The 26,707-nt window shown below is 73.7% G+C and carries 23 protein-coding genes; 9 read left to right on the top strand and 14 right to left on the bottom strand.

Annotated features, from left to right (window positions below; all coding sequences use genetic code 11):
- Nucleotides 1–272: 272 nt before the first annotated feature.
- Nucleotides 273–455 carry a hypothetical protein gene (locus tag IEZ06_RS11205; protein ID WP_153054047.1) on the top strand — a complete coding sequence of 61 codons (183 nt, stop codon included), beginning with the start codon at nt 273–275 and terminating at the stop codon, nt 453–455.
- A 98-nt stretch (nt 456–553) separates the two neighbouring features.
- On the opposite strand, the gene IEZ06_RS11210 is transcribed toward IEZ06_RS11205, so the two are convergent.
- Nucleotides 554–736 carry a hypothetical protein gene (locus IEZ06_RS11210; protein WP_189236614.1) on the bottom strand — a complete coding sequence of 61 codons (183 nt, stop codon included), beginning with the start codon at nt 734–736 and terminating at the stop codon, nt 554–556.
- Nucleotides 737–823: 87 nt separating this feature from the next.
- Nucleotides 824–1,090 carry a hypothetical protein gene (locus IEZ06_RS11215; RefSeq protein ID WP_189236615.1) on the bottom strand — a complete coding sequence of 89 codons (267 nt, stop codon included), beginning with the start codon at nt 1,088–1,090 and terminating at the stop codon, nt 824–826.
- On the opposite strand from IEZ06_RS11215, the gene IEZ06_RS11220 reads away from it, so the two are divergent.
- A complete protein-coding gene (locus tag IEZ06_RS11220) occupies nt 1,089–1,667 on the top strand; it encodes a Uma2 family endonuclease (RefSeq protein WP_189236616.1) in 579 nt (192 codons plus the stop codon). The two genes, IEZ06_RS11215 and IEZ06_RS11220, sit on opposite strands and share 2 nt — an antisense overlap.
- A gap of 115 nt (nt 1,668–1,782) precedes the next feature.
- On the opposite strand, the gene IEZ06_RS11225 is transcribed toward IEZ06_RS11220, so the two are convergent.
- From IEZ06_RS11225 to hisD, 9 genes are all read right to left on the bottom strand, one after another.
- On the bottom strand, nt 1,783–3,855 hold the full coding sequence (locus tag IEZ06_RS11225; RefSeq protein WP_189236617.1) for a sensor histidine kinase: 2,073 nt from the start codon (nt 3,853–3,855) through the stop codon (nt 1,783–1,785).
- A gap of 173 nt (nt 3,856–4,028) precedes the next feature.
- A complete protein-coding gene (gene hisF / locus IEZ06_RS11230; RefSeq protein ID WP_189236618.1) occupies nt 4,029–4,799 on the bottom strand; it encodes an imidazole glycerol phosphate synthase subunit HisF in 771 nt (256 codons plus the stop codon).
- Between the two features lie 47 nt (nt 4,800–4,846).
- Entirely contained in the window at nt 4,847–5,566 is a 720-nt protein-coding gene (priA, locus tag IEZ06_RS11235) for a bifunctional 1-(5-phosphoribosyl)-5-((5-phosphoribosylamino)methylideneamino)imidazole-4-carboxamide isomerase/phosphoribosylanthranilate isomerase PriA (RefSeq protein ID WP_068894124.1), read from the bottom strand.
- Nucleotides 5,567–5,571: 5 nt separating this feature from the next.
- Complete coding sequence (locus IEZ06_RS11240; protein WP_068894125.1) at nt 5,572–5,925, bottom strand: hypothetical protein; 354 nt, start codon at nt 5,923–5,925, stop codon at nt 5,572–5,574.
- A gap of 30 nt (nt 5,926–5,955) precedes the next feature.
- The gene (gene hisH / locus IEZ06_RS11245; RefSeq protein WP_189236619.1) at nt 5,956–6,591 is read right to left on the bottom strand and encodes an imidazole glycerol phosphate synthase subunit HisH; all 636 of its coding nucleotides are present in this window, start codon (nt 6,589–6,591) and stop codon (nt 5,956–5,958) included.
- Between the two features lie 7 nt (nt 6,592–6,598).
- Nucleotides 6,599–6,754 (bottom strand): CG2302 family histidine operon protein, encoded by a 156-nt coding sequence (locus IEZ06_RS11250; RefSeq protein WP_189236620.1) that lies wholly within the window; start codon nt 6,752–6,754, stop codon nt 6,599–6,601.
- A gap of 6 nt (nt 6,755–6,760) precedes the next feature.
- Complete coding sequence (hisB, locus tag IEZ06_RS11255) at nt 6,761–7,402, bottom strand: imidazoleglycerol-phosphate dehydratase HisB (protein ID WP_189236621.1); 642 nt, start codon at nt 7,400–7,402, stop codon at nt 6,761–6,763.
- Nucleotides 7,399–8,472, bottom strand: a complete 1,074-nt coding sequence (locus IEZ06_RS11260; protein ID WP_229797974.1) for a histidinol-phosphate transaminase — start codon at nt 8,470–8,472, stop codon at nt 7,399–7,401. Before IEZ06_RS11260 ends, hisB begins: the two co-directional genes overlap by 4 nt.
- 110 nt (nt 8,473–8,582) lie before the next feature.
- The gene (gene hisD, locus IEZ06_RS11265; RefSeq protein WP_189236623.1) at nt 8,583–9,917 is read right to left on the bottom strand and encodes a histidinol dehydrogenase; all 1,335 of its coding nucleotides are present in this window, start codon (nt 9,915–9,917) and stop codon (nt 8,583–8,585) included.
- A 100-nt stretch (nt 9,918–10,017) separates the two neighbouring features.
- Here hisD and ybaK point away from each other — a divergent pair, with 100 nt between their 5' ends.
- A complete protein-coding gene (gene ybaK, locus IEZ06_RS11270; RefSeq protein ID WP_189236624.1) occupies nt 10,018–10,518 on the top strand; it encodes a Cys-tRNA(Pro) deacylase in 501 nt (166 codons plus the stop codon).
- Nucleotides 10,519–10,662: 144 nt separating this feature from the next.
- Nucleotides 10,663–12,096, top strand: a complete 1,434-nt coding sequence (locus IEZ06_RS11275) for an amidase (RefSeq protein ID WP_189236625.1) — start codon at nt 10,663–10,665, stop codon at nt 12,094–12,096.
- Nucleotides 12,097–12,145: 49 nt separating this feature from the next.
- On the opposite strand, the gene IEZ06_RS11280 is transcribed toward IEZ06_RS11275, so the two are convergent.
- Nucleotides 12,146–12,703, bottom strand: a complete 558-nt coding sequence (locus tag IEZ06_RS11280; protein ID WP_189236626.1) for a hypothetical protein — start codon at nt 12,701–12,703, stop codon at nt 12,146–12,148.
- A gap of 108 nt (nt 12,704–12,811) precedes the next feature.
- Between IEZ06_RS11280 and murA the strand changes: the two genes are divergently transcribed.
- From murA to IEZ06_RS11300, 4 genes are all read left to right on the top strand, one after another.
- Nucleotides 12,812–14,128: a UDP-N-acetylglucosamine 1-carboxyvinyltransferase gene (murA, locus tag IEZ06_RS11285; RefSeq protein ID WP_189236627.1), complete on the top strand. Its 1,317-nt coding sequence runs from the start codon at nt 12,812–12,814 to the stop codon at nt 14,126–14,128.
- Between the two features lie 53 nt (nt 14,129–14,181).
- Nucleotides 14,182–16,518 carry a transglycosylase domain-containing protein gene (locus IEZ06_RS11290; protein WP_189236628.1) on the top strand — a complete coding sequence of 779 codons (2,337 nt, stop codon included), beginning with the start codon at nt 14,182–14,184 and terminating at the stop codon, nt 16,516–16,518.
- A gap of 93 nt (nt 16,519–16,611) precedes the next feature.
- Complete coding sequence (locus IEZ06_RS11295) at nt 16,612–19,128, top strand: carboxylate--amine ligase/circularly permuted type 2 ATP-grasp protein (protein ID WP_189236629.1); 2,517 nt, start codon at nt 16,612–16,614, stop codon at nt 19,126–19,128.
- Nucleotides 19,129–19,189: 61 nt separating this feature from the next.
- A complete protein-coding gene (locus IEZ06_RS11300) occupies nt 19,190–21,121 on the top strand; it encodes a S9 family peptidase (protein WP_189236630.1) in 1,932 nt (643 codons plus the stop codon).
- 134 nt (nt 21,122–21,255) lie between these two features.
- On the opposite strand, the gene IEZ06_RS11305 is transcribed toward IEZ06_RS11300, so the two are convergent.
- A complete protein-coding gene (locus IEZ06_RS11305) occupies nt 21,256–22,146 on the bottom strand; it encodes a Rossmann-fold NAD(P)-binding domain-containing protein (RefSeq protein ID WP_203871718.1) in 891 nt (296 codons plus the stop codon).
- Between the two features lie 71 nt (nt 22,147–22,217).
- On the opposite strand from IEZ06_RS11305, the gene IEZ06_RS11310 reads away from it, so the two are divergent.
- Nucleotides 22,218–23,162: a GlxA family transcriptional regulator gene (locus IEZ06_RS11310; protein WP_189236631.1), complete on the top strand. Its 945-nt coding sequence runs from the start codon at nt 22,218–22,220 to the stop codon at nt 23,160–23,162.
- Between the two features lie 9 nt (nt 23,163–23,171).
- On the opposite strand, the gene dnaE is transcribed toward IEZ06_RS11310, so the two are convergent.
- Nucleotides 23,172–26,693 (bottom strand): DNA polymerase III subunit alpha, encoded by a 3,522-nt coding sequence (gene dnaE / locus IEZ06_RS11315; RefSeq protein ID WP_189236632.1) that lies wholly within the window; start codon nt 26,691–26,693, stop codon nt 23,172–23,174.
- Nucleotides 26,694–26,707 lie beyond the last annotated feature (14 nt).

Here is a 26,707-nt window from a genome sequence, read left to right on the forward strand (position 1 = left end):
GCCGCCGGAACCGGGGATCCGTCCGCTGGTCACGGCACCGGCCCCCATCTTCGCGATCCCGCTGCCGCCGGTCGCCCTTCCGCTATACCTTGCACTCCGGGTTGGACAACGGCGGCGCTCCACCGCACCATGACGGGGAGGGGACCGACCATGCCAATCCCGCGATCCGGCCATGGCTCGCCCCGGCGCGCCAGGTATGATCATCAAGATCCGGGAGCCACCCGGGCCGAAGATGCCAGAGATCCTTAAAATCAGGGTATATACGGCTGGGAATGGAACTGCAGGAGGCCCCCATGCAGGTCAAGAAGATCGCCACCTACGCAGCGGTGGCGTTCGTGGCCTTTTATCTGTTCAGCCGACCCGCCGAGGCCGCCGCAGCGGTCAGCGGGGTCTTCGACGGCATCATCGAGGGGGCCGACCGGTTGGCCCTGTTCTTCACGAACGTATTGAGCTGACCGCCGGCGAAGGTCCGCTTCGCCCCGATCCTTTTCGCTTCTCCCCGCGCTCCCGAACGGTTTCCATCCGGGAGCGCGGCACCCCGAACCCCGTGACGTCAGTCGCCGTCCCCGTCGTTGTCCGTCTCACCGTCGTTCTCGACGCCGGGCGCCGAGGTCTCGACCACGTCGGGGCTGTCACCGTCGTCGTCACCGCCGCCGCCGCAACCACCGAGCAATCCGGTGAAGGCGGCCATCGCCAGTGCGGCCGCCGCCGTCCGCCGGGCAGATGTTCCGAGCATTCCCGACCTCCTGGTCATCTCACTCTCCGTCGTCTCACGCGGCGCACCGCCGCGCCGTGCGTGCACCTCTCCCCGTGCCGCCGGCGATCAAACACCCTCCCGCCACCTGAGGCATCCTGCGGAGCCCCTCGATTCGATGGAGCCTGTGTTCGCCGAATAGGCTCCGGCGATCATCGCCAGGAAGATCCGCGTCCCGTCCGCGACCTCCATGGACGAACTCTTCGTGGCCAGGATGTCCGGCGGTGTACGGAGGTTTCCCATGGTCGTCATGACGTTGAAGGCGAACTTCGTGGCGGCGGCGTCCGGCGGTGCTCCTTTTGAGGCAGCGGAGAACCTCGATAGCGTGGTGGACATGACCGTTGCGCATGAGTCCGAGCCCTGCGAGGTGCTCCCCGGCACTCCTCGTTACTGGGGCGCGGACGAGTTCATGAACCACGACTTCGGCGACATCGGCCGCCGCTTCGAGCTTGAGGACGGCTGCATCGTCATGACCCCCGCCCCCTCGATCCGTCACCAGCGCATCGCCCGCCGCCTCATCAACGCCGTCGAGGCGTGCATCCGGGACAACGACCTGGACCTCGACGTGGAGGGACCGGTCAACTACCGCCTCAACTCCGACACCGTGTTCGCCCCCGACATCGCCGTCTTCCGCCGGGACACCGACAGCGATCTCTACGTGGAGCCGCACGAGATCGAGATCCTCGCGGAGGTCACGTCCACCAACTCCAACCGCGACCGGCTCACCAAGATGAACCGCTACGCCCGCACCAAGTGCGAGTGGTACTGGATCGTCGACCAGAACACCCTGGTCATCGACGTCCACCGGCTCGACGGCGACCTCTACCGGCAGGTGGCCGCCCTCACCCCCGGCACCGCCGCCCTCCTGCCCGGCCCCGTCCCCCTGGTCCTCGACCCAGGCACGCTCGCATAGCCGTACGTTCTCAGCCGACATCTCGCGAAACCGCGGGGTAGGCGCCGGTGCCGATCGTCGGCGGCATGGGCACGGGGAGAGTGAACGGCTCACCGAACGCGCTGACCGGCCCGGTTCACCCGGTCGCCTCACTTGAGGCGGCGGGCAGCGTGAAGTGGAACCGCGACCCCCCTCCCGGTTCGTCCCGCACCCCTATCGTGCCGCCGTGCCGCTCGACGATGCGCTTGCAGATCGCCAGGCCGAGCCCGCTGCCGCTGTAGGAGCGGCCCTCGTGCGCCCTGCGGAAACTCTGGAAGATCGCCTCGTGCTGCCCCGGCGGGATCCCGATGCCGCGGTCGGCGATCTCGACGCGGACCCACCCCGGCCGCTCGGCCGCGGAGGTGACGGTGATCTCCGGCCGCTCGCCCGGGGCGGTGTACTTCACCGCGTTGCCGATCAGGTTGTCCAGCAGCTGGCGCAGCAGCACCCGGTCGGCGCGGACCGCGGCCAGCTCACCGATGTGGAACACCGGGGCCCGCCCGCGGGCCGCCGCCTCCGGGAGGTCGCCCCGGGCCGCGGCGACCTCCCGGACGGCGCGGCCGAGATCGACCGGGACGGGGGTGATGGGCGCGTCCCGCGCGGCGGTGTGCGCCAGCAGGTCCTGGATCAGCTCCCGCATCCGCGCCGAGGCCTGCCGGATGCGGGTGATGCTGTCACCGGCCCCGCCCGGCGCCTCGTCTCCGGGGGCCGCCCCGACGGCGTCGGACAGGATCTCCACCCAGCCGTCGATGGTGCCCAGCGGGTTGAGCAGGTCGTGGGCCACCACCCCGGCGAAGGCCGCCAGTTCGTCGCGGTGCCGCCGCTCGTCGGTGACGTCGTGGAAGACCACGACCGCCCGCGGCGGGTCGGAGGGCAACCGGGTGGCGCTGACGTTGAGCATGCGGCCGTCGGTGCCACTGCCGGGGGCGCAGACCAGCACGTCCATGCCCCGGACCTCGTGCCCGGCCAGGGCCAGCCGGTACGGCAGCTGCCGCTCACCGATGGGCGTGCCGTCGGGATGCAGCAGTTCGTAGGCGTCAGCGGTGGTCGGCGGAGCGGCCGGGGGACCGGTGACGCCCAGCATCCACCGAGCGGCCGGGTTGCTCATGACGAACCGCCCGCCGGCGTCGATGACCGCCAGCCCGTCGTGCATCGACTCCACGATCGCCGACAGCATCCCGGCCTGCGCGAACACCTCCTGCTCGGCCGCGGCCCGCCGCCGGTCCAGCACGTCGCGCTCGTCGCGGCCGAGCGCCAGCGCCAGCCCGACCACGGTGATCATCCCGGCGAAGACCTGCGCCACCAGCACCCGGGCCGCGGGCGAGGCGACCGAGGCGAACGGGCCGCCGCCGTACAGGGTGAAGACGAGGGCGGCGGCGCCGACGACGAGGCCGTGCAGGGCCGTGAACGCGGTGCTGAAGCGTACGGCGGTCCAGACCGTGATCGCCGTCAGCAGGAAGGCCATGGGCAGGTCGTTCATGATCCAAAAGGTCCCGACGTACGCCGCGGCCGACGTCACCAGCAAGGCGGAGCACTCGGCGATCCGCCGGTCCTCGGCCCTGCCCCACGCCTCCCGCACCGCCTGCCACCACGACGGCCGCTCCGGCGCGGCCGCCCTGCGCTCGGACAGCCGCCCCAGGCACAGGCCCAGCGCGGTGATCGTCACGATGCTCACGACGTTGCGCGTCAGCCACACCGCGGTGGTCAGGGCCGACCACCTGCCGGTGGTCACCGCCAGCGTGGTGGGTCCGATGAGCGCACCGGCCAGCGCTCCGGCGAGCGAGGCCGCCAGCAGCCCCCACAGGTGCCGCACCCGCATGAAGTCCCCCCACCCCGGGGCGCTCCACAGGTCCGGGCACGTCCGGGCGAACAACCACAGGAAGACCAGCACCTGCAACAGGTTCGCCGCCGCGAAGGAGACGGCCACCGGCAGGGTCGCCCCGGTCGCCAGGTTGACGACGGCGGAGACCGCCGCCAGCGCCGTCAGGTCCAGCCACCGGGACCGCTCGTGCCGCTGCGCCAGCAGCCACACCGTTCCCACGCCCGCCGCCGGCCACACCAGGCCCAGGACCGTCCCGCCGACCAGCTGCATCCGCCCCGCGAACGCCGCGGCGGTGTACAGCGCGGCGAACCCCGCGGTACGGCGCAGCACCGCGCTGCGGCCCGGCATCAGCGGACCGTCCGCGGTACCGGGTCGTCGCGACCGGCGCCGGACGGGCACCGCCGCACCGGCCGCCGGATCGTCAGCCTCGTCACAGGCGTCTCATCCCCACCGAGCCGGGATGCTATCCGGCCTGCCGCCCGACATCCGCCGTGGACGGTACGGCGAAGCCCCCGGGGACGTCAGCGGACGGGGTGACCCGCGGTGCGGAGGGCGTCCTTCACGTCGGCGATCTTGAGCTGGCCGAAGTGGAACACCGACGCCGCCAGGACCGCGTCCGCCCCCGCCTCCACCGCCGGGGCGAAGTGCTCCACGGCCCCGGCCCCGCCGCTGGCGATGACCGGGACGGCGACCGCCGCCCGCACGGCCCGGATCATCTCCAGGTCGTAGCCGTCACGGGTGCCGTCGCCGTCCATGGAGTTGAGCAGGATCTCCCCCACGCCCAGTTCCTCGCCCCGCCGCGCCCACTCGACCGCGTCGATGCCGGTGCCCCGGCGGCCGCCGTGCGTGGTCACCTCGAACCCGGACGGGGTGGGCGGGCCGTCGACGACCCGGCGGGCGTCCACCGAGAGCACGACGCACTGCGCGCCGTACCGCCGCGAGGCCTCGGTCAGCAGCTCCGGCCGGGCGATGGCGGCGGTGTTCAGCGAGACCTTGTCCGCCCCGGCGCGCAGCAGCCGGTCGACGTCCTCGACCGCGCGCACCCCCCCGCCGACGGTCAGCGGGATGAACACCTGCTCGGCCGTACGGCGCACCACGTCGTACATCGTGGACCGGTCGGAGCTGGACGCGGTGATGTCCAGGAACGTCAGCTCGTCGGCTCCCTCGGCGTCGTAGCGCCGGGCCAGCTCGACCGGGTCGCCGGCGTCGCGCAGGTTCTCGAAGTTGACGCCCTTGACCACCCGCCCGGCGTCCACGTCCAGGCAGGGGATCACTCGCACCGCGACGCTCACGCGCGGGCTCCTTTCGCTAGAGGGGTCCCGGGAGAGACCGAGGGGTCTCAGGAGACCGCGGCCAGGGCTTCCTCGAGGGTGAACGCCCCGGCGTACAGGGCCTTGCCGACGATCGCGCCCTCCACCCCCGCCGGGACCAGCGACGCCAGGGCGCGCAGGTCGTCGAGGGAGGAGACGCCGCCGCTGGCCACGACCGGCTTGGCGGTGCGGGAGCAGACCTCGCGCAGCAGGTCGAGGTTGGGGCCGGTCAGGGTGCCGTCCTTGGTGACGTCGGTGACGACGTAGCGGGAGCAGCCGTCGGCCTCCAGCCGCTCCAGCACCTCCCACAGGTCGCCGCCCTCCTTGGTCCAGCCGCGGCCGGCCAGGGTGGTCCCGCGCACGTCCAGGCCGATCGCGACGCGGTCGCCGTACTCGGCGATGATCTTCGAGCACCAGGCGGGGTTCTCCAGGGCCGCGGTGCCGATGTTGACGCGGCGGCAGCCGGTGGCCAGGGCGAGCTCCAGCGAGGCGTCGTCGCGGATGCCGCCGGACATCTCGACCTTGACGTCGACCGCCTTGACCACCGAGGCGAGCAGCTCCCGGTTGGAGCCCCGGCCGAACGCCGCGTCGAGGTCGACCAGGTGGATCCACTCGGCCCCGGCCTCCTGCCAGGCGAGCGCGGCCGAGAGCGGGTCGCCGTAGGACGTCTCGGTTCCGGCCTCGCCCTGGACCAGGCGGACCGCCCGGCCGTCGGCGACGTCCACGGCGGGCAGCAGCTCTAGCGACATCTTGTTCAGGACCTCCGGTCGAATACGACGGTGACGAGCACCGGGACGAGCAACAGGGACAGCAGGAGCGCGCCGAGCCTCGCGGCCCACGAGGACCAGAGCAGCCATGCGATCACCTGGACGATGAGGAACAGCACCGCCACCACGCCGTTCTGGGTGCGGCGGCGGCGGGCGATGATGCCGCGCTGCCCGGCGATCCGCACGGGCCGGCGCGGCAGCAGCGCGGCGGCGGGGGCCGTCACCCTCTCCAGCAGCCGCCGCCGGCGGGCGAGCCGGGCCTGCCGTTCGGCGCGCAGCGCGGCCTGCCGGGCCTGCTCGGCCTCCCGCTCGGCCCGGCGCCGGGCCCGCTCCTTACTCACGGGCGCCTCGCACGGAGCCGGGCGGGACGTTCACCCGAGCGTTCCGAGCCAGTTGGCCAGCAGGCGGGCCCCGGCGTCGCCCGACTTCTCGGGGTGGAACTGGGTCGCCGTGAGCGGCCCGTTCTCCACCGCCGCGACGAACGGCACGCCGTGCTCGGCCCAGGTCACCAGCGGGTCGGTGAACCCGGGCCCGGCCTGCAGCTCCCAGGAGCGCACCCCGTAGGAGTGCACGAAGTAGAACCGCTCGTCGGCGTCGATCCCGTCGAACAGCACCGTGCCCTCGGGGGCCTTGACGGTGTTCCAGCCCATGTGCGGCAGGACCGGGGCCTCGAGGCGCTCGACCGTGCCGGGCCACTCGCCGCAGCCGGAGGTCGTCACCCCGTGCTCCACCCCCGTCTCGAACAGGATCTGCATGCCGACGCAGATGCCGAGCACCGGCCGGCCGGCCGACAGGCGGCGGGCGACGATCCGGTCGCCGACCACCGACTTCAGCCCGGCCATGCAGGCGGCGAACGCGCCGACACCGGGGACGACGAGGCCGTCGGCCTCCATCGCCGCCTGGTAGTCGGAGGTCACCGTGACGTCCGCGCCGACCCGGGCCAGGGCGCGCTCCGCGGAGCGCAGGTTGCCCGAGCCGTAGTCCAGGACCGTGACGTTCTTGCCCATCAGAGCTTCACCACCAGAGCACCGCCGCTGTGGTCGCCAGGGCCGCGAGGGCGGCCAGCAGGAGCGCGCCCTTCTTCAGTCCCTGTTTGAGGAAGGAGACGATGCCGCCCACCAGGAAGAGGGCGACGAAGGCCATCGCAACGGCCGTCCAGTTATCGGTCATCGCCCCTCACAGGACGCCCTTGGTGCTGGGCACCCCGGTGGAGCGGGGGTCCGGCTCGGAGGCCTCGCGCAGCGCCCGCGCGAGCGCCTTGAACTGGGCCTCCACGATGTGGTGGGCGTTGCGGCCGTACGGCACGTGCACGTGCAGGCAGATGGCGGCGTGCGCGACGAACGACTCCAGGATGTGCCGGGTCAGCGTCGTGTCGTAGTCGGGGCCGATCATGGGGGCCATGTTCTCCGGCTCGCTGTGCACGAGGTACGGCCGGCCGGACAGGTCCACGGTCACCTGGGCGAGGGACTCGTCCAGCGGGCAGGACGCGCTGCCGAACCGCCGGATGCCGGACTTGTCGCCCAGTGCCTCGCGGAACGCCACGCCCAGCGCGATCGCGGTGTCCTCGATCGTGTGGTGCGAGTCGATGTGCAGGTCGCCCTCGGTCTTCACGGTGAGGTCGAACAGTCCGTGCTTGCCGAGCTGGTTCAGCATGTGGTCGTAGAACCCCACGCCGGTGGAGACGTCGACGATCCCGGTGCCGTCGAGGTTCACCTCGACCAGCACCGAGGTCTCCTTGGTGGAGCGCTCGACGCGCCCCCGGCGCTGTCCGCGCTCGCCCTCGGCGAGACGACCGGGTCGGTCTTCGGTGAGACTCATCGCAGAATTCCTTCCAGGGCGGCGCGGAACGCCGCCATCTCCTCGGCCGTTCCGATGGACACCCTCAGCCACCCGGGCGGGCCGACCTCGCGGATCAGCACCCCCCGCTCCAGCAGGCCCTCCCAGACCGCGCGGCGGTCGTCGAAGACGCCGAAGAGCACGAAGTTGGCGTCCGAGTCGGCGACCGTCAGCCCGTGCCCGCGCAGCCACTCCACGGTCGCGTCCCGTTCGGCGCGCAGCGTGTCGACGGTGCCGAGCAGCTCGGCCCGGTGCGCGAGCGCGACGCGCGCCGCCGCCTGGGTGAGCGTGGACAGGTGGTACGGCAGGCGCACCAGCAGCAGCGCCTCGATCACCGCCGGGTGGGCGGCGAGGTAGCCGAGCCGGGTGCCCGCCATGGCGAAGGCCTTGGACATGGTCCGGGTGACGATCAGCCGCGGGTTGTCCGGCAGCAGGGTCAGCGCGGACGGCGTGCCGGTGCGGGCGAACTCGAAGTAGGCCTCGTCCACCACGACCATGCCGGGCGCCGCCTCGACGATCCGGGCGATCACCGACGGGTCGAGGGCGGTGCCGGTCGGGTTGTTGGGCGAGGTCAGGAAGACGACGCCGGGCCGGTGCTCCTCGATCGCCGCGACGGCCTTGCCCGGGTCGATCCCGAAGTCGTCCTCGCGCGACCCGGGGATCCACTCGGTCGAGGCGCCGGTGGTGATGATCGGGTGCATCGAGTAGGACGGCTCGAAGCCCAGCGCGCTGCGGCCGGGCCCGCCGAAGGCCTGCAGGATCTGCTGGATCACCTCGTTGGAGCCGTTGGCGGCCCACACCCGGTCGGCGGTCAGGCCGTGGCCGAGGTAGGCGGCCAGGTCCTCGCGCAGGGCGACCGCGTCGCGGTCGGGGTAGCGGTTGAGGTCGGCCGCGCCGTGCCGCACGGCCTCGGCGAGGCCGGCGACCAGGGACGCGGAGGGACCGTAGGGGTTCTCGTTGGTGTTCAGCCGGACCGGGACGTCGATCTGCGGAGCGCCGTACGGCGTGCGGCCCCGCAGGTCGTCGCGGACGGGCAGGTCGGCCAGCGTCACGCGCGGGCCGCCGGGCCCCGCACCGGGACCGCCGGCGGGCCCCGCGCCCGATGCGTCGCCGGACGCCGGGCGGGGGCCGCCGGAGCTCGTGCCGGTCTCGTCGTCGGGCCTCATGCGGGGGTCTCCCAGTCGGTGAGCGCGGACAGCTCGCCCGGGGCGAAGCGGGCGCGGACGGCGGCGCCGTGCGCGGGCAGGTCCTCGGCGTCGGCGAGCACGGACACGTGAGCGGCGGCCCCGGCCAGCGCCTCGCGGTCGTACTCCACCACGTGGATGCCGCGCAGGAAGGTCTGCACCGACAACCCGGAGGAGTGGCAGGCGCAGCCCCCGGTGGGCAGCACGTGGTTGGAGCCGGCGAGGTAGTCGCCGAGCGAGACCGGCGCGTAGGGGCCGACGAAGACCGCCCCGGCGTTGCGGACCCGGGCGGCGAGCGCGGCGGCGTCGGCGGTGTGGATCTCCAGGTGCTCGGCGGCGTAGGCGTCCACGACGCGCAGGCCGGCCTCCAGGTCGTCGACGAGGAGGATGCCGGACTGGCGGCCGGACAGCGCCTCGGCGATGCGCGCCGAGTGCTTGGTCGCGGCGACCTGTCCCGGCAGCTCCTTCTCCACGGCGTCGGCGAGCTCGGGCGAGTCGGTGACCAGGACCGCCGCGGCGATCTGGTCGTGCTCGGCCTGGCTGATCAGGTCGGCTGCGACGTGCGCCGGGTCGGCGGTGGCGTCGGCGAGGATGGCGATCTCGGTGGGACCGGCCTCGGAGTCGATGCCGATGCGGCCCTTGAGCAGCCGCTTGGCCGCGGCGACCCAGATGTTGCCGGGGCCGGTGACCAGGTTCACCGGGGCGCACTCCTCGGTGCCGTAGGCGAACATCGCCACGGCCTGGGCGCCGCCCACGGCGTAGACCTCGTCGACGCCGAGCAGCGCGCAGGCGGCCAGGATCGCCGGGTGCGGCAGCCCGCCGAACTCCTTCTGCGCGGGCGAGGTGACCGCCAGCGAGGCGACGCCGGCCTCCTGGGCGGGCACCACGTTCATCACGACGCTGGAGGGGTAGACCGCCTGGCCGCCGGGGACGTAGAGGCCCACCCGCTCGACGGGGACCCAGCGCTCGGTGACGGTGCCGCCGGGCACGACCCGGGTGGTGACGTCGGTGCGGCGCTGGTCGCGGTGGACCAGGCGGGCGCGGCGGATCGACTCCTCCAGGGCCGCGCGGACCCTGGGGTCGAGCTCGGCCAGCGCCCGGGCGAGCGCCTCGGCGGGCACCCGGGTGGAGCCGAGCTCCACGCCGTCGAACCGGGCCGTCCACTCCCGCACCGCCGCGACCCCGCGATGGTGCACGTCCTCGCAGATGGGCCGGACCTTCTCCAGGGCGGCTTCGACGTCGAGCTCGGCACGGGGCAGCACGTGGCGCAGGTCCTCGGGGAGGGCACCGCGCAGGTCGGTACGGGAAATCACCTGAACAGTCTACGGAGCCCCGGGACCCGCTCCCGTCCGCATTCCACCATCCGGACGCCCTTTACGCTGTAGATTCAGCCGAGTCGCTACGCTTCCGGCCATGGGCAAGCCGAAGAACGCCAGAGGCCAGGGCACCCCGGCGACGGTGGCGCTGAGCCAGGCCGGAGTGGATTTCGTCCTGCACCCCTACGAGCACGACGCGGGGGCGCAGGCCTACGGCGAGGAGGCCGCCGACGCGCTCGGCGTGCCGTACGACCGCATCTTCAAGACGCTGGTGGCCGAGGTCGACGGCGGCCTGGCGGTCGCGGTGGTGCCGGTGGCGGGCAAGCTGGACCTCAAGGCGCTGGCGGCGGCGCTGGGCGGCAAGCGCGCCGCGATGGCCGACGCGGCCAAGGTCGAGCGGGTCACCGGCTACGTGGTGGGCGGGATCAGCCCGCTGGGGCAGCGCCGGCGGCTGCCGACCGTGGTCGACTCCTCGGCCCTCGGGTTCGAGACGGTCTACTTCTCCGCCGGGCGGCGCGGGCTGCAGATCGAGACCGCCCCCGCCGAGCTGGTACGGCTGACGGAGGCGGTCACGGCCCCCATCGGCAGGAGCGGGTAGGAGCGGGTAGTTCTGTCGAAGGTTGCCGACGCGCGCCGCGGCGGCCGTGCCCGACACCGTGATCCGGCGCGGCGCCGCGGATCCCGTCCGGCGCCCGTCCGGCGCGGTGCGCCGGACGCCGCGACGACTCCCCCGGGGGGACCGATGCACTACCTGACCGCCGTCGAGATGCTGGAGCTGCTGCGCGCCCGGCAGGTCAGCGCGGTGGAGCTGCTCGAGGCCCACCTGCGGCGGATCGAGGAGGTCAACCCGGCGGTCAACGCGATCGTCACGCTGGCGGCCGAGCGCGCCCGCGCCGAGGCGCAGGCCGCCGACCGCGACCTGGCGCGCGGGGTCTGGCGCGGGTCGCTGCACGGGCTGCCGGTCGCGCACAAGGACCTGACCGACACCGCGGGGATCCGCACCACGTACGGCTCGCCGATCTTCGCGGGCCACGTGCCCACCCGCGACGCGCTGATCGTGCGGCGGATGCGCGAGGCCGGGGCGATCACGGTCGGCAAGACCAACACCCCCGAGTTCGGCACCGGCTCGCACACGGTCAACGAGGTCTTCGGCGCCACCCGCAACCCCTACGACCTGTCGCGGTCGGCCGGCGGGAGCAGCGGCGGGGCCGCCGCGGCACTGGCCTGCGGGATGGTCCCGCTGGCCGACGGCTCCGACATGGGCGGCTCGCTGCGCAACCCGGCCTCGTTCTGCAACGTGGTGGGGCTGCGGCCGACGCCGGGGCGGGTGCCGTCACCGTCCCCGACGGCCGCCTGGTTCACCCTGGGCGTGTCGGGGCCGATGGCCAGGACCGTCGCCGACCTGACGCTGCTGATGAGCGTGGTGGCCGGGTTCGACCCCGCCTCGCCCCTGTCGGTCGCCGAGAGCGGCGCGGTCTTCACCGAGCCGCTGGACCTGCTGGACCTGACCGGGCTGCGGGTCGCCTGGAGCCCGGACCTGGGCGGCCTTCCGGTGGACGCCGAGACCGCGCGGGTCACCGCGGCGGCCCCGGCGGTGCTGGAGGGGCTGGGCGCGCGCGTCGAGCGGGCCGACCCGGACCTGTCCGGCGCCGAGGAGGCGTTCCGCACCTACCGCGCCTGGTACTACCTGCTCTCCTACGGCGACCTGCCGCCCGGGCGGCTGGGCGGCAACGTGCGCTGGAACGTCGAGCGGGGCCGCGAGGTGACCGGGGCGGACCTGGCCCGCGCCGAGCGGCTGCGCAGCCGCCTGTACCAGCGGATGAGCGCGTTCTTCGACGCCTACGACTTCCTGCTCGCGCCGGTCAGCCAGGTGCCCCCGTTCCCGGTGGACGCGCCGTACGTCACGGAGATCGGCGGCGAGCCGCTCCCCGACTACCTGGCGTGGATGCGGTCGGCCTACTGGGTCAGCGTGCTGCACGCCCCGGCCGCCTCGGTGCCGTGCGGGTTCACCTCCGGCGGGCTCCCGGTCGGCGTGCAGATCGTCGGGCGGCCCTTCGCCGACCTGCGGGTGCTCCGGCTGGCCCACGCCTTCGAGCAGGCCACCGGGCACGGGCTGCGCAGGCCGGACCTGCCGCCGGGGACCGCCGAGGACCCGGGGGCCGCCGGGGACCGCTGAGAGCCGCCGGACCGGGGACCACCGGACCGGGGACCACCGTCGGACGCCGCTACCGCGCCGACCCGCCGCTGATGTCGTAGGAGGAGATCGGCCCGTAGGGGTCCCGGCCGCCGAAGGGGCGGCGCAGCGGCGAGTCCCGGTAGCCCGCCAGGCCCTCCAGCGCGGCGAAGGCCCCGGCGGCCAGCATCGGCCAGGCCACCAGCACGCCCTGCGCGGTCAGCTCCAGCGGCCCGGCGACCGTCGGCAGGTTCCGGCCGGAGGCGGCCACGCTCACCGAGCCGAGGTTCACCGCCCCGCCGACCACCGTCGCGAGGTACCCGGCGAGGAGCCCGCCCGCCGCCAGGCCGGCCACCACGGCCAGCGGGCGGCCCCGGCGCGAGAGGCTGTAGCCCGCGGCGCCGCAGGCCAGCCCGAACGCGCCGGTGACGACGGCGAACCAGCCGTCGGCCGCGATGAGCGCCTGGGTGGACGGGTCGGCCAGGACCGGGCCCCGCCCGGTCACGACGTACGGCGGGCGCGGGGCGAGGATCGACCACAGGACGCCGGCGACGACTCCCAGCGTCGCCAGCGCCAGCACGGTGACGGCGAAGTCGCGCGCGTGGCGCAATCCGCACCTCCCCCACTATGTGATGCTCTGCCCGATGTTACCGAGTCATCCAGAGTCATCCAGTTGTCTAGACCAAAGCACCGGTTCGAATCCCGTTACTCTGTCCAGGTGAACGAAGAGGTATGGCTGATCGAGCCCTCCGGCCCGCTCCGCGGTGACGTCGAGGTCCGCGGGTCCAAGAACGGCGTCTCCAAGCACATGGTGGCCGCCATGCTGGGGGCCGGCGAGAGCATGATCCAGAACGCCCCCGACGTGGGCGAGGTCGGCATCACCGCGCAGATGCTGCGAGCACTCGGCATCGAGGTGGAGATCACCCCGCGCGAGATCGTCGTCGCCCCCGGGGCCGAGATCAACCCGCACGTGCCCGCGGCGTTCACCGGCCTCAACCGGATCCCCATCCTGATGCTCGGCCCGCTGCTGCACCTGGCCGGCGAGGCGTTCGTGCCGCTGGTCGGCGGCGACCCCATCGGGCGGCGGCCGGTCGACTTCCACGTCGAGGCGCTGCGCGCGATGGGCGCCGAGGTCGAGGTGAGCGACACCGGCATCCACGCCAAGGCCAAGCGGCTGCGCGGGACCCGGATCGAGCTGCCGTACCCGAGCGTCGGCGCCACCGAGACGATCCTGATGTCGGCCGTGCTGGCCGAGGGCAAGACCGTGCTCAAGGGCGCGGCCACCGAGCCGGAGGTCGTCGAGCTCGCCCTGTTCCTGCAGCGCATGGGCGCGCTCATCGAGCTCAGCCCGGACCGGCGCATCGTGATCGAGGGCGTGGAGAAGCTGCACGGCGCCTCCACCTGGCTCAACGGCGACCGGATCGAGGCGTTCTCCTACCTCGCGGCCGGCCTGATCACCGGCGGCCAGGTCCGGGTGCACGGCTGCCCGCAGGACCGCCTGGTCACCGCGATCACCACGCTGGCCAGGATGGGCGCGCAGCTGGACATCACCGACGACTACCTGTCCGCCTCGGCCCCCGGCGGGCTGCGCGCGGCGGCGGTGCAGACCGACACCCACCCGGGCTTCATGACCGACTGGCAGACCCCGCTGATGGTGCTTTTCACGCAGGCCAAGGGCATGTCGGTGCTGCACGAGACGGTCTTCGAGAACCGGCTGGTCTACGTGCCGGCGCTGCAGAAGATGGGCTGCGAGATCGAGGTCTTCGACGTGTGCCTGGGCGGCCCGGCGTGCCGCTACCACGACACCAACGCCAAGCACTCGGCGGTCGTGCGGGGCGTGTCCAAGCTGCGCGGCGCCGACGTGACGCTGCCCGACATCCGGGCCGGCTTCTCCGCCGTCCTCGCCGCCGCGGCCGCGGAGGGCACCTCCACGCTGCGCGGCGTCCACCACATCGAGCGCGGCTACCACCGGCCGTTCGAGCAGTTCGCCTCGCTGGGACTGCAGATCAGTCGAGAGAAGGTGCAGGACGGGTAAGGATTCGCGATCGGGGTGTTTGGGGGAGATCGCCCGATCGCACCTTACTCTCTGTGACATCGCGACGTGAACGGAGAGACGGCGACGCCAGGCGCGGTCCCGTCGTGTGCCTGTGCGTCCTGGCGGTCTGCGGGCTGCTCGCGGGGCTGCTGACGACGGCGGCGGCGCTGCCCCTGGTCGGCGCCGCGGACCTCGCGGCGGAGCAGGCGGCGGGCGTCTTCGCCGACCTGCCGTCCGGGCCGCGCGAGGACCCGCTCCCGGAGCGCACCGTGCTCCTGGACTCCCGCGGCCGCCCGTTCGCCCAGTTCTACACCGAGAACCGGACGGTCGTGGGCCTGGACGCCGTGGCGCCCGTGATGCGCAAGGCGATCGTGGCCGTCGAGGACGCCCGGTTCTTCGAGCACGGCGGCCTGGACGTCAAGGGCACCCTGCGCGCGCTGATCACCAACACCCAGGCGGGCGGGGTGCGGCAGGGCGGCTCCTCCCTCACCCAGCAGCTGGTGAAGAACATCCTGGTCGCGAACGCCGAGACGGACGCCGAGCGGGCCCGCGCCCAGGCGCCGAACCTGCGGCGGAAGATCACCGAACTGCGGTACGCGCTGGCGCTGGAGAAGAAGTACACCAAGCCGGAAATCCTGGAGCGCTACCTCAACATCGCCTACTTCGGCGCGGGGGCGTTCGGGGTGGAGGCCGCCGCCCGGCGGTTCTTCTCGGTCCCGGCCTCCCGGCTGACCCTGCCGCAGGCGGCGGCGCTGGCCGGGGCGGTGCGCACGCCGTACGGGACGGACCCGTCACTGGGCGAGCGGCAGCGGCGGCGGCTCAAGCAGCGCAGGGACCTGGTGCTCGACCGGATGGCCGAGGTCGGGGCCGTCACCCCGGCCGCGGCCCGCGCGGCCCGCAGGGCCCCGCTGGGCATCCGCCTGCGGCCGGAGCCGGGCGGGTGCGCCGCGAGCGCCTACCCCTACTTCTGCGTCTACGTCCACCGGGAGCTGCTGACCAACCCGGTCTTCGGGCACACCCGCGCCGAGCGCCAGCGCCGCCTGGCCAGGGGCGGCCTCGTGCTCCGCACCACCCTGGACCCGGTCGCCCAGCGGGCGGCGGAGCGGGCCATCCGCGCGCGGGTCTTCCCGCACGACACCGAGGTGGCGGCCGAGGCCATGGTCGAGCCGGGCACCGGGCGGATCCGGGCGCTGGCGGCGAGCAAGGAGTACGGCCGCAACCCCGGCGACCGCAGGAACGGCCCCCGCACCACCTTCAACCTGCCCGCCGACGTGGTCCACGGCGGCGGGATGGGCCTGCAGGCCGGCTCCACGTTCAAGGTGTTCACCCTGGCCACCGCGCTGCGCCAGGGCTGGCGGTTCGGCCGGGGCTTCGTGACCCCGGGCCGGTTCGTACCCCGCCAGGGGTTCGCCGACTGCCGGGGCCGGCCGGTCAACGACCCCGGCGCCAGGATCCTCAACGCCGACGGCGGCGGGCGGGGCGGGGCGTTCAGCCTCTCCACCGGCACGTGGAAGTCGGTGAACGTCTTCTTCATGATGCTGGAGCGGCGGGTCGGCCTCTGCCCGGTGGTGCGGACCGCCCGGGCGCTGGGCGTCGTCCGGGCGGACGGCGCCCCGCTCCGGGAGGTCCCGACGTTCACCCTCGGGATCAACGAGATGGACCCGCTGACGGTCGCCGCGGCGTACGCCGCGTTCGCCGCGCGGGGCCGGTACTGCCGCCCGGCGGCGATCACCGCGATCATCGACCGGGACGGCGGGCGCGTGCCCGTCCCGCCCGCCTGCCACCAGGCGATCGACCCCGGGGTGGCCGACGCGGTGAACCGCGTGCTGAGCGGGGTGTTCAGCCGGGGCACCATGCGGGGCCAGGGCATCGGCCGGCCGGCGGCGGGCAAGACCGGGACGAACAACGGCTACACCTCGGCCTGGTTCGCGGGCTACACCCCCCAGCTGGCCGCGGCGGTCAGCGTGGGCGACATCCGCGGCTCCTACCGCCACCCGCTGCGGAACGTGGAGATCGGCGGCCGGTACTACGGCAGCGTCCAGGGCGCCTCCCTGCCCGGCCCGATCTGGACGGCCTCCGTGTCCGCCGCCCTGCGCGGCCGGCCGGCCCTCCCCTTCCGCGCCCCGGACATGAAGCGCTTCGGCGGCGGGAGCGTCCCCGGCTACGTCCCGCCGTCGGCCGAGGGCCCCCGGAAGCGGGGCGCGGGGCGCGGGCGGGACCGCGCCGGGACCTGGCAGCCGCCGGGCCGCGCCCGGAAGCGCGACCGCCAGTGGCACCGCCCGGACCGGGCGCGCAAGCGCGACCGCGGCTGGCAGCCGCCCGGCCGCAGGTGGCGGCTGCCGGACCGGCCGTGGAAGCGCGGCCGGGGATGGCGCGATCCCGACCGCTGATCCCCCGCGTCCGCCCCTGAAGTGCAGAAGCCCATTTTCTGGGCAAAGGCCGGTAAATCTCTGGCAAATCTGTGCACTTCAGGAGTGGTCACCATGGCGGGTCTCGCGGAGCCGATCGCGGTCGGCGTCGAAGAGGAGTTCCACGTCGTCGATGCCGGGACGCGGCACCTGGTCCCCCGGGCGGGCCTGCTGCTGGAGCAGTTGCCCGAGGACCGCTTCACCCATGAGCTGCAACGCTCGGTGGTGGAGGCCAACAGCAGGCCCTTCGTCCGGCTGGAGGACCTCGGCCACGACCTGACCGCGCTGCGCCGTACGGTGATCCGCGCCGCCGACGGGGTGGGCCTGGGGATCGCGGCGGCCGGGACCGTGCCGCTGGTGGACCTGGAGGCGCTGAAGATCTCCCCCGACCCGCGCTACGAGCAGATGCTCGCCGACTACCAGCTGCTCACCCGCGAGCAGCTGATCTGCGGGACCCAGGTGCACGCCGAGGTCGCCGACCGGGACCTGGCGGTCGCCGTGGCCCACCGGCTGGCCCCCTGGCTGCCGCCGCTGCTCGCCCTGAGCACCAGCTCGCCGTACTGGCTGGGGTCCGACACCGGCTACGCCGGCTACCGCCCGCTGGTCTGGCAGCGCTGGCCCACCGCCGGCCCGGTGGCCGCCTTCTCCTCCGCCGCGGAGTACGACCGGGTGGTCGAGGAGCTCGTGCGGTCGGGGGTGATCACCGACCCCGGCATGCTCTACTTCGACGTCCGGCCCTCGGCGCACGTGCCCACCGTCGAGCTCCGGCTCTGCGACGCCTGCCCCCTGGTGAGCGACATCGTGCTGATCGCGGGGCTGTTCCGGGCGCTGGTGGCCCGGGAGCTGGAGGCGGTCGCCGACGGGACGGGCGGCCGGGTCCGCCTGGAGATGGTGCGCGCCGCGACGTGGCGGGCGGCGCGCTCGGGCCTGGAGGGCGAGCTCGTCGACCCGGTCGACGGCCTGCCCCGGCCGGCCGCCGAGGTGGTCCGGAGCATGGTCGAGGGCCTGCGGCCGCAGCTGGAGGGGACCGGCGACTGGGAGCTCGTCACCTCCCTGGCCGAGGAGGCGCTGGCCCGGGGCAGCTCCGCGGCCCGCCAGCGCGCGGCGTTCGCCCGGAACGGCCGGCTGGCCGACGTGGTCGACCTCGTGCTCGCCGAGACCCGCTCACAGGAGTGGGAGACCGCCTTCGGCGGGCCGTCGCCCCGGATGCGCACCAGCCTGCTCGACGGCTACGAGGCCCCCGGCGACGAGGTGGTCATCGAGGGCACGGTGCGCGAGCCGTACCAGCCGGTCCTGCGGGTCCTGGACCGGCTGGGCCCCGGCGGCCTGCGCGAGCGGGAGGAGCGACGCGACCGCCACCAGCGGGAGCACGGCATGACCTTCCAGGTGGAGGGGGAGGGCGAGCGCCGGATCTTCCCCTTCGACCTGGTCCCGCGGCTGGTCCCGCCCGGCGAGTGGGCCGAGCTGCAGCGGGCCCTGCCGCAGCGGGTGCGCGCGCTGGAGGCCTTCCTGCACGACGTGTACGGCGAGCGCCGCGTCATCGCCGACGGCGTGCTCCCCGCCTGGGTGGTCGACGAGTCCCCCGGCCACCGGGAGGCCGGGCGGCGGGTGCCGCGCGACGCCGTGCGCTGCTCCGTGGCCGGGCTGGACCTGGTCCGCGACGACGTCGGCCGGTGGATGGTGCTGGAGGACAACCTGCGGGTGCCCTCCGGCCTCGGCTACGCCGTCACCAACCGGCGGCTGATGGACGAGGTCCTGCCCGAGCTCGTCCCCGGCGGGGGGTTCGCCGACCCGGCCGGCGCGCTGCGCCTGCTGCGGGAGACGCTGGCGGCGGCGGGCGGGGGCGGTTCGCCGTCCCTCGCCGTGGTCTCCGCCGGACCGGGCGACTCCGCCTTCTACGAGCACCGGATGCTCGCCGAGGAGCTGGGGGCGGTCCTGGTCGGCCCGGCCGACCTGGAGGTCCGGCACGGCCGCGTCGAGGCGGCCGGACGCCCGGTCGACGTGCTCTACCGCCGCATCGACTCCGACGAGCTGCTGGCCGGTCCGGCCGGGGAGGCGATCCTGGACGCGGTGGAGCGCTCGGCGCTGGTCCTGGCCAACGCGCCGGGCAACGGGGTCGCCGACGACAAGTCCCTGTACCGGTACGTGCCCCGGCTCATCGAGTACTACCTGGGCGAGCAGCCGCTCATCGGCAACGTCACCACCTACCTGTGCCGGGACCCCGCCGACCGGCAGGAGGTGCTGGACCGGCTGGCCGAGCTGGTCGTCAAGCCGGTCGACGGGTTCGGCGGGCAGGGCGTGGTGATCGGCCCCGACGCCTCGCCCCAGGAGCTGCGCGGGGTCCGCGAGCGGATCCTCGCCGACCCCGACCGGTGGGTCGCCCAGGAGACGGTCCGGCTCTCGACCCACCCGGTCTTCGACGGGGAGCGGCTGAGCCCGCGCGTGGTCGACCTGCGGGCCTTCGTCTGCCTCGGTGAGACGGCGCAGGTGCCCCCGGCGGCGCTGACCCGCGTCGCCCCGGCCGACAGCATGATCGTCAATTCCTCGCAGGGCGGGGGTTCCAAGGACACGTGGCTTCCGAGGGGGGAATGATATGCGGACTGAGCGGTGAGATCCGCTTCGACGAGATGTGGTTGCAGACCCAAGGAGTCCGATGACGGAGATCCTCGGCGTCCGGGCGCACCCGCCCGCGGACACGAGCCTGACCGTCCGGCACTGCCGGACGCCCGCCCTGGCCCCGGACGGGAGCGCCGTCGCCTTCGTCGGCGACGCCGGCGGATCGCCGCGCGTCTGGATCCGGCCCCTCCGGCCGGAGGCGGCGTCACCGTCACCGTCGCCGCCGGAGACCCCGGCGGACCGGCCCGACCCGGACGCACGGCCGGTCGACACCGGGCCCGAGCCCGTCGCCGACGTGAGCTGGTCCCCGACCGGCGGGCGGCTGGCCGTCCTCGTCGTCCCGGGCGGCGGGGAGCACACGCAGGTCTGGACGGTCCGGCCCGACGGCGGCGACCTGCGCCCGCTGGCCGCGCCCGAGGGCGGCTCCGCGTCGTTCGTGCGCTGGACCGGCCGGGGCGAGATCCTCCTCGTCACCGAGATCTCCGCGGCGGGCCGCGCCGACGCGGTGCTGGTGGACGCCGCCACCGGTGAGCGGGAGGTCGTCGCGTCGGGACCGCTGACGCACCCGGCCGCGATCAGCCACGACCACGCGCGGCTGCTGCTGCGGCGCGGTCCGCGCGGCGTCCGCCGGATGCACGTGGTGGACCTGTCCGCGGGCCCCGCCGCGGGCCCTCCCCCGTCCTCCGGCTCCGGCCTGCCCTCCGGATCCGCGGACCTCCGCCCGGCCCCAGGGGAGCGGCCGCTGCTGGCGGGACTGCCCGGCTCCACCGACTACGGCATGCTCTCCCCCGACGGGCGGACCGCCTACCTGCTCACCGACGCCGGCCGCGACCGGGCCGCGCTGGTCGCGACGGCGGCGACCGGGGAGGGCGGGCCGGTCGTGCTGGCCGAGCGCCCCGACGCCGAGCTCGACCGGTTCGCGCTGAGCGCCGACGGCCGCCGCGCCGTCCTGCTGTGGAACGTCGCCGGCCGGTCGGAGCTGGAGGTGATCGAACCGGACACCGGTGCGGTCCTGCCGCTCCCCCCTCCCCCGGCGGAGGTGGTCACCTCGATCCGGGTGTCCCTGGACGGCGGGTCCGCCGTACTGGCGGCCGAGGGGCCCGGCCACCCCTCCCACGTGCTCCTGTGCGACCTGGCCACCGGGGCCTACCGGCAGGTCGCGGGCTCCGGCCCGCTCGCCGGGGCGGCCGGGGCCGAGCCGGTGCGCCTGACCGCCCGCGACGGCCTGGAGCTGACCGGCTGGCTCTACCGCGTCCCCGGCGCCGCCGGCCCCTCGCCCTTCGTCGTCTACCTGCACGGCGGCCCCGAGAGCCAGGAGCGGCCCGCCTTCAAGCCGCTGTTCCAGAACCTGGTGGCCGCCGGGATCGGGGTCTTCGCCCCGAACGTCCGCGGCTCGGCCGGTTTCGGGCGGGCCTTCCGCGACGCCGACAACCACGCGCTCCGCTTCCGCGCGATCGACGACGTCGCCGACTGCGCCGCCGAACTGGTACGGCTCGGCGCCGCCGACCCGTCCCGCATCGCCTGCATGGGCCGCTCCTACGGCGGCTATCTGACGCTGGCCGCCCTGGTCACCCATCCCGGAGTCTTCCGGGCCGGGGTCGACGTCTGCGGGATGGCCGACTTCGCGACCTTCTACGCGCGCACCGAGCCGTGGATCGCCGCGGCGGCCGTCAGCGAGTACGGCCACCCGGTCGCCGACCGCGACCTGCTGCGCGCCCTGTCGCCCCTGCACTCCTTCGACCGGCTGGCCGCGCCGCTGCTGGTGGTGCACGGCACCCGGGACACCAACGTCCCGCTGCACGAGGCCGAGCAGGTCGTCGAGGCGGCCCGGGCCCGGGGGGTCCCCTGCGACCTGCTGCTCTTCCCCGACGAGGGGCACGAGATCCGGCGGCCCGCCAACCGGGTCGTCTTCGTCAGGACCGTCGTCGACTGGCTCGCCCGCCGCCTGGGCGTCCCCGCCCCGGCGTGACGGCGCCGGGGGCGTTCCCGCGCCGCACGCCCGCCCCGAGCCGGCGGGTCCGGGGCGGCGGGTCCGGGGCGGGCGCGCGGCGCGAGGACGACGGGGGCCGGGGGCCTCCGGGAAGGGCACGGCGGCCGGAGGCCTCAGAGCAGCTCGGCGAGGACCTCGTCGACCGGCGCGGCCGTGACCCCGAGGATCTCCTCGGTCTCGGTGAAGTCCGAGACGAACGGCAGGCCCGGCGTCTCCAGCACCTCGGTGAACTCCGCCCAGAGCGGGTCGGTCAGCGCGAGCAGCGCCAGGTCCCGCTCGGTCAGCTCCTCGATCCGGGGGGCGGGCGCGCCCGCCAGCCGGGCCAGCCGGGCGGCCAGCTCGCGGAGCGACGGTGTGACGACCGGCACGTGCCAGGCCCGCCCCCAGGCCCGCTCGTCGCGGCTCGCGGCGACCAGGGTGCGAGCGGTGTCCCCGATGGAGGAGTAGCTGTGCGGCAGGTCCGGTTCCTGCGCCACGAGGGCGAGCGCGCCCGCCAGCACCCGCGGCTGCACCATGAGGCTGAAGGGCGAGACCGCGCCGGCGCCGTAGAACTGCGCGGCCCGCACCTCCGTCACCCGGGCCCCCGAAGCCGCGGCCTCCTCCCAGATCCGCGCCCGCAGGCGTCCCTTGGGGCCGGTCGCCCGCAGCGGAAGCCCCGGGCGGACGGGGCCCTCCACCAGGCCGTAGCCGTACAGGTTGCCCAGCATGACGTAGGGCACGCCGGTGCGCACCGCGGCGGTCAGCAGCCCGGCCGCCAGCGCCGGGAACTCCTGCGTCCAGCGGTGGTACGGCGGAGCGGCGCAGTTGAACAGGGTGGCCGCCCCCTCCAGCAGGCCGGTGAGCCGGTCGGCGTCGGCGGCGTCGGCGGCCGCCTTCTCGACCAGCGGATGGTCGGGGCCGCCGCCGCTCCGGCTGACGATCCGGACGCGCTCGCCCTCGGCGGCGAGCAGGAGCGCGGTGCGGGCGGCGGTGGCGCCGGCTCCGATGATCACGTGAAAGGTCATGGCCACAGCGTGCCCCCGGGACTACGATCCGGGCAGTGGCCCGAATGCCAATGATCCGGAGGATCCGGCCAATGCATCGTGTCGTGCTCGTCGTCGTCCCGCCCGTCATGAGCTTCGACGTCTCCATCCCGTACATGGTCTTCGACGGCGTCGAGTCCGGCGGCTCCCCCGGCTACGCGGTCCGGGCGTGCGCGGCCGAACCGGGCAGGACGGCCACGGTCGGCGGCCCCGACCTGTTCGTCCCCGACGGCCTGGAGGCGGTGCGCGAGGCCGACACCGTGATGGCGGTCGGCAGCGGCGGCGAACCGGCCCGCCCCCGGGTGCTGGAGGCGCTCCGGGAGGCGGCCGCCGCCGGGACGCGGATCGCCTCGCTGTGCACCGGCGCCTTCGTGCTGGCGCAGGCGGGCCTGCTCGACGGCCGCCGCGCCACCACCCACTGGGGTCTGGCCGCCGAGCTGGCCGCCCGCCACCCGGCGGTCGACGTCCGGCCCGACGTGCTCTACGTCGACGACGGCCAGGTGCTGACCTCGGCCGGCGCGGCCGCCGCCATCGACCTGTGCCTGCACCTCGTCCGGCTCGACTACGGCGCGGCCGCCGCCAACGCCGCGGCCAGGGCCGCGGTCGTCTCTCCGGTACGGCCCGGCGGCCAGGCCCAGTTCATCGAGACCCCGCTGCCGCCGGAGCGCGGGGTCTCGCTGGCCTCGACGAGGGCGTGGGCGCTGGCCCGGCTGGACCGCCCGCTGACCCTCAAGGACCTGGCCGGGCACGCCGGCACCAGCGTGCGGACCCTGACCCGCCGCTTCCACGCCGAGACCGGGCTCAGCCCGCTGCAGTGGCTGCTGCACCAGCGGATCGACCGGGCCCGCGAACTGCTGGAGACCACCCGCCTGCCGATGGACCGGGTCGCCTGGGAGAGCGGGCTGGGCAGCGCCGACTCCCTGCGCAGGCACCTGGTCGGCCGGGTGGGGCTCACCCCGACCGCCTACCGCGCGGGCTTCCGCCGCACGGGCTCCTGAGCGGGAGGCTCACGCCCCCAGGCAGGCCGGGCCGAGGAGCTGCTTGAGGTCGCCCATCAGGGCCGGGGAGGGTGAGACGCGCAGGCGGTCGTCCAGGCGCATCACGGTGGTCCGCGGGCCGTTGTGGATCTGCAGGCGGACCTCGGTGGTGCCGGGGTGGGTGGTCAGGACCTCCTTGAGGCGGCCGACCACCGGGGGCGTGCAGCGGTTCAGCGGCATGCTGACCAGCAGCGGCCCGCCCGCCTCGGTGGTCAGGTCGGGCGCGGTCACCTCCATCGCGATGATCTTCCCGACGTCCTCGCGCTTGTCCAGGCGGCCCTTGACGAAGACGATGGCGTCCTCGGCCAGGATCGTCGAACAGAGCTGGTAGGCCGACGGGAAGATCATCACCTCGATGGCGCCCTCCAGGTCCTCCAGCATGGTCAGGACCCAGGTGTCGCCCTTCTTGGTGACCTTGCGCTGGACGCCGGAGAGGATGCCGCCGACCGTCACGATCTGGCCGTCGGGGCGGCCGTCGTCCTGGAGCGCGGCGACCGAGCAGTCGGCGCCGGCGGCGAGGATGTGCTCGACGCCGAAGAGCGGGTGGTCGGAGACGTACAGGCCGAGCATCTCCCGCTCGAACGCCAGCAGGGTGGTCTTGTCCCACTCCCCCGGCGGGATCTGCACGTCGAAGGTCTGGTCCTCGGCCCCGTCGACGGCGCCGAACAGCGAGTCCTGACCGATCGCCTCGTTCTTCTTGATGTCGATGATCGCGTCCACGGCCTGCTCGTGGACCATCAGCAGGCCCTTGCGGACGTGGCCGAAGGAGTCGAACGCACCGGCCTTGATCAGCGACTCGATCACCCGCTTGTTGCAGACGATCGCCGGGACCTTGCGCAGGAAGTCCTTGAAGTCGGTGAAGCGGCCCTTCTCCTTGCGCGCGGAGATGATCCCGTCGACGACGTTGCCGCCGACGTTGCGGATCGCCGACAGGCCGAAGCGGACGTCGGTGCCGCGCGGGGTGAAGTCGAAGTCGGAGTCGTTGACGTCCGGCGGGAGCACCTTGATGCCCATCCGGCGGCACTCGTTGAGGTAGAGCGCCGACTTGTCCTTGTCGTCCTTGACCGAGGTCAGCAGCGCGGCCATGTACTCGGCCGGGTAGTTGGCCTTGAGATAGGCGGTCCAGTAGGAGACCAGGCCGTAGCCGGCGGTGTGGGCCTTGTTGAAGGCGTAGTCGGAGAACGGCAGCAGGATGTCCCACAGGGCCTTGATGGCCGCGGCGGAGAAGCCGTTGTCCTTCATGCCCTTCTCGAAGAACTCGAACTGCTTGTCCAGTTCGGACTTCTTCTTCTTGCCCATCGCGCGGCGGAGCAGGTCGGCGCCGCCGAGGGAGTAGTTGGCGACCTTCTGCGCGATCGCCATGACCTGCTCCTGATAGACGATCAGGCCGTGGGTCGTGTCGAGGATCTCCCTGAGCGGCTCCTCCAGCTCAGGGTGGATCGGGGTGATCTCCTGCTGGCCGTTCTTGCGCATCGCGTAGTTGGTGTGGGAGTTGGCGCCCATCGGACCCGGCCGGTAGAGCGCGAGCGCCGCGGAGATGTCCTCGAAGTTGTCGGGGCGCATCAGGCGCAGCAGCGAGCGCATGCCGCCGCCGTCCAGCTGGAAGATGCCGAGCGTGTCGCCCCGCGACAGCAGTTCGTAGGTCTTGGCGTCGTCCAGCGGCAGGTCCAGCAGCTCGATCATGGTGCCGGTGTTGGCCTCGATGGCCTTCAGGCAGTCGTCGATGATCGTCAGGTTGCGCAGGCCCAGGAAGTCCATCTTCAGCAGGCCGAGCGTCTCGCAGGTCGGGTAGTCGAACTGCGTGATGATCGCGCCGTCGGAGTCGCGGCGCATGATCGGGATGTAGTCGGTCAGCACCTCCGACGACATGATGACGCCGGCGGCGTGCACGCCGGTCTGCCGGATCAGGCCCTCCAGGCCCTTGCCGAGGTCGATGGCCGCCTTGACGTCGACGTCCTCGTCGTACAGCTTGCGCAGCTCGCCGGCCTCATTGAAACGAGGGTGATCCTTGTCGAAGATGCCCGCGAGCGGGATGTCCTTGCCCATCACCGCCGGCGGGAACGCCTTGGAGACCTTGTCGCCCAGCGCGTACGGATATCCCAGGACGCGGGCCGCGTCCTTGATGGCCGCCTTCGCCTTGATGGTGCCGAAGGTGGCGATCATGGCGACCTTGTCGGCGCCCCACTTCTCCGTCACGTAGCGGATCACGTCGCCGCGCCGGCGCTCGTCGAAGTCGATGTCGACGTCGGGCATGGAGACGCGCTCGGGGTTGAGGAAGCGCTCGAAGATCAGGCCGTGCGGGATGGGGTCGAGGTCGGTGATGCCCAGGGCGTAGGCGACCAGGGAGCCCGCCGCCGAGCCTCGGCCCGGCCCCACCCGGATGCCGTTGCGCTTGGCCCACATGATGAAGTCGGCGACCACGAGGAAGTAGGACGGGAACCCCATCTGGACGATGACGGCGAGTTCCTTCTCGACCCAGGCCCGGTGCTCCTCGTCCACGCCGCCGGGGAAGCGGCGCTTCATGCCCTCCCAGACCTCCTGGCGGAAGAACTCCTCCTCCGTCATGCCGTCCGGGATCGGGAAGGTCGGCATCAGGTTCTTGAACCCGAACATGCCCTCCGGTTCGACCTTCTCGGCCACCAGCAGCGTGTTGCGGCAGCCCTCGGCCCACAGGTCGGAGGAGTCGACGGCGCGCATCTCGTCGGCGGTCTTGATGTAGTAGCCGCTGCCGTCGAAGCGGAACCGGTCGGGGTCGGACAGCTGCTTGCCGGTCTGGATGCACAGCAGCGCGTCGTGGGAGGCCGCGTCCGACTCGTAGGTGTAGTGCGAGTCGTTGGTGACCAGCGGCGGGATGCCCAGCTCCTTGGAGATGCGGGTGAGCCCGTCGCGGACCCGGCGCTCGATCTCGAGGCCGTGGTCCATGATCTCCAGGAAGTAGTTCTCCCTGCCGAAGAGCTCCTGGTACTTCGCGGCGGCCGCCACGGCCTCGTCGTACTGGCCCAGGCGCAGGCGGGTCTGCACCTCGCCCGACGGGCAGCCGGTCGTGGCCATCAGGCCCTCGGCGTGCTCGGCGAGGATCTCCGCGTCCATCCGGGCCCACTTGCGGACGAAGCCCTCGGTGTAGGCGCGGGAGCTGAGCTTCATGAGGTTCTTCAGGCCGCGCTCGTTGCGCGCCCAGATCGTCATGTGGGTGTAGTAGCCACCCGCCGACACGTCGTCCTTCTTCTGGTGCGGCTCGCCCCACAGCACCGGCTTCTTCTGGTGCCGGGACGCGGGGGCGACGTAGGCCTCGATGCCGATGATCGGCTTGATCCCGGCCCCGGTGGCCTGCTTGTAGAAGTCGTACGCGCCGTGCATGTTGCCGTGGTCGGTGATCGCGATGGCGGGCATGCCCAGGTCGCCGACCTGCTTGAACATCTGCTTCAGACGGGCGGCTCCATCGAGCATGGAGTACTCCGTGTGAACATGCAGGTGCACGAACGAGTCTGACATGCGGCCCCGCCTCT

Source organism: Planomonospora antibiotica (assembly GCF_014647955.1).
Classification (GTDB): Bacteria; Actinomycetota; Actinomycetes; order Streptosporangiales; family Streptosporangiaceae; genus Planomonospora; species Planomonospora parontospora.

Excerpts from the sequence above, each read along its gene's own strand:
- IEZ06_RS11205 (WP_153054047.1), top strand. The coding sequence starts at position 273 with ATGGAACTGCAGGAGGCCCCCATGCAGGTCAAGAAGATCGCCACCTAC.
- IEZ06_RS11210 (WP_189236614.1), bottom strand. The coding sequence starts at position 736 with ATGCTCGGAACATCTGCCCGGCGGACGGCGGCGGCCGCACTGGCGATG.
- IEZ06_RS11220 (WP_189236616.1), top strand. The coding sequence starts at position 1,089 with ATGACCGTTGCGCATGAGTCCGAGCCCTGCGAGGTGCTCCCCGGCACT.
- IEZ06_RS11215 (WP_189236615.1), bottom strand. The coding sequence starts at position 1,090 with ATGTCCACCACGCTATCGAGGTTCTCCGCTGCCTCAAAAGGAGCACCG.
- IEZ06_RS11225 (WP_189236617.1), bottom strand. The coding sequence starts at position 3,855 with ATGCCGGGCCGCAGCGCGGTGCTGCGCCGTACCGCGGGGTTCGCCGCG.
- priA (WP_068894124.1), bottom strand. The coding sequence starts at position 5,566 with ATGTCGCTAGAGCTGCTGCCCGCCGTGGACGTCGCCGACGGCCGGGCG.
- hisH (WP_189236619.1), bottom strand. The coding sequence starts at position 6,591 with ATGGGCAAGAACGTCACGGTCCTGGACTACGGCTCGGGCAACCTGCGC.
- IEZ06_RS11250 (WP_189236620.1), bottom strand. The coding sequence starts at position 6,754 with ATGACCGATAACTGGACGGCCGTTGCGATGGCCTTCGTCGCCCTCTTC.
- hisB (WP_189236621.1), bottom strand. The coding sequence starts at position 7,402 with ATGAGTCTCACCGAAGACCGACCCGGTCGTCTCGCCGAGGGCGAGCGC.
- ybaK (WP_189236624.1), top strand. The coding sequence starts at position 10,018 with ATGGGCAAGCCGAAGAACGCCAGAGGCCAGGGCACCCCGGCGACGGTG.
- IEZ06_RS11275 (WP_189236625.1), top strand. The coding sequence starts at position 10,663 with ATGCACTACCTGACCGCCGTCGAGATGCTGGAGCTGCTGCGCGCCCGG.
- IEZ06_RS11295 (WP_189236629.1), top strand. The coding sequence starts at position 16,612 with ATGGCGGGTCTCGCGGAGCCGATCGCGGTCGGCGTCGAAGAGGAGTTC.
- IEZ06_RS11300 (WP_189236630.1), top strand. The coding sequence starts at position 19,190 with ATGACGGAGATCCTCGGCGTCCGGGCGCACCCGCCCGCGGACACGAGC.
- IEZ06_RS11305 (WP_203871718.1), bottom strand. The coding sequence starts at position 22,146 with ATGACCTTTCACGTGATCATCGGAGCCGGCGCCACCGCCGCCCGCACC.
- IEZ06_RS11310 (WP_189236631.1), top strand. The coding sequence starts at position 22,218 with ATGCATCGTGTCGTGCTCGTCGTCGTCCCGCCCGTCATGAGCTTCGAC.
- dnaE (WP_189236632.1), bottom strand. The coding sequence starts at position 26,693 with ATGTCAGACTCGTTCGTGCACCTGCATGTTCACACGGAGTACTCCATG.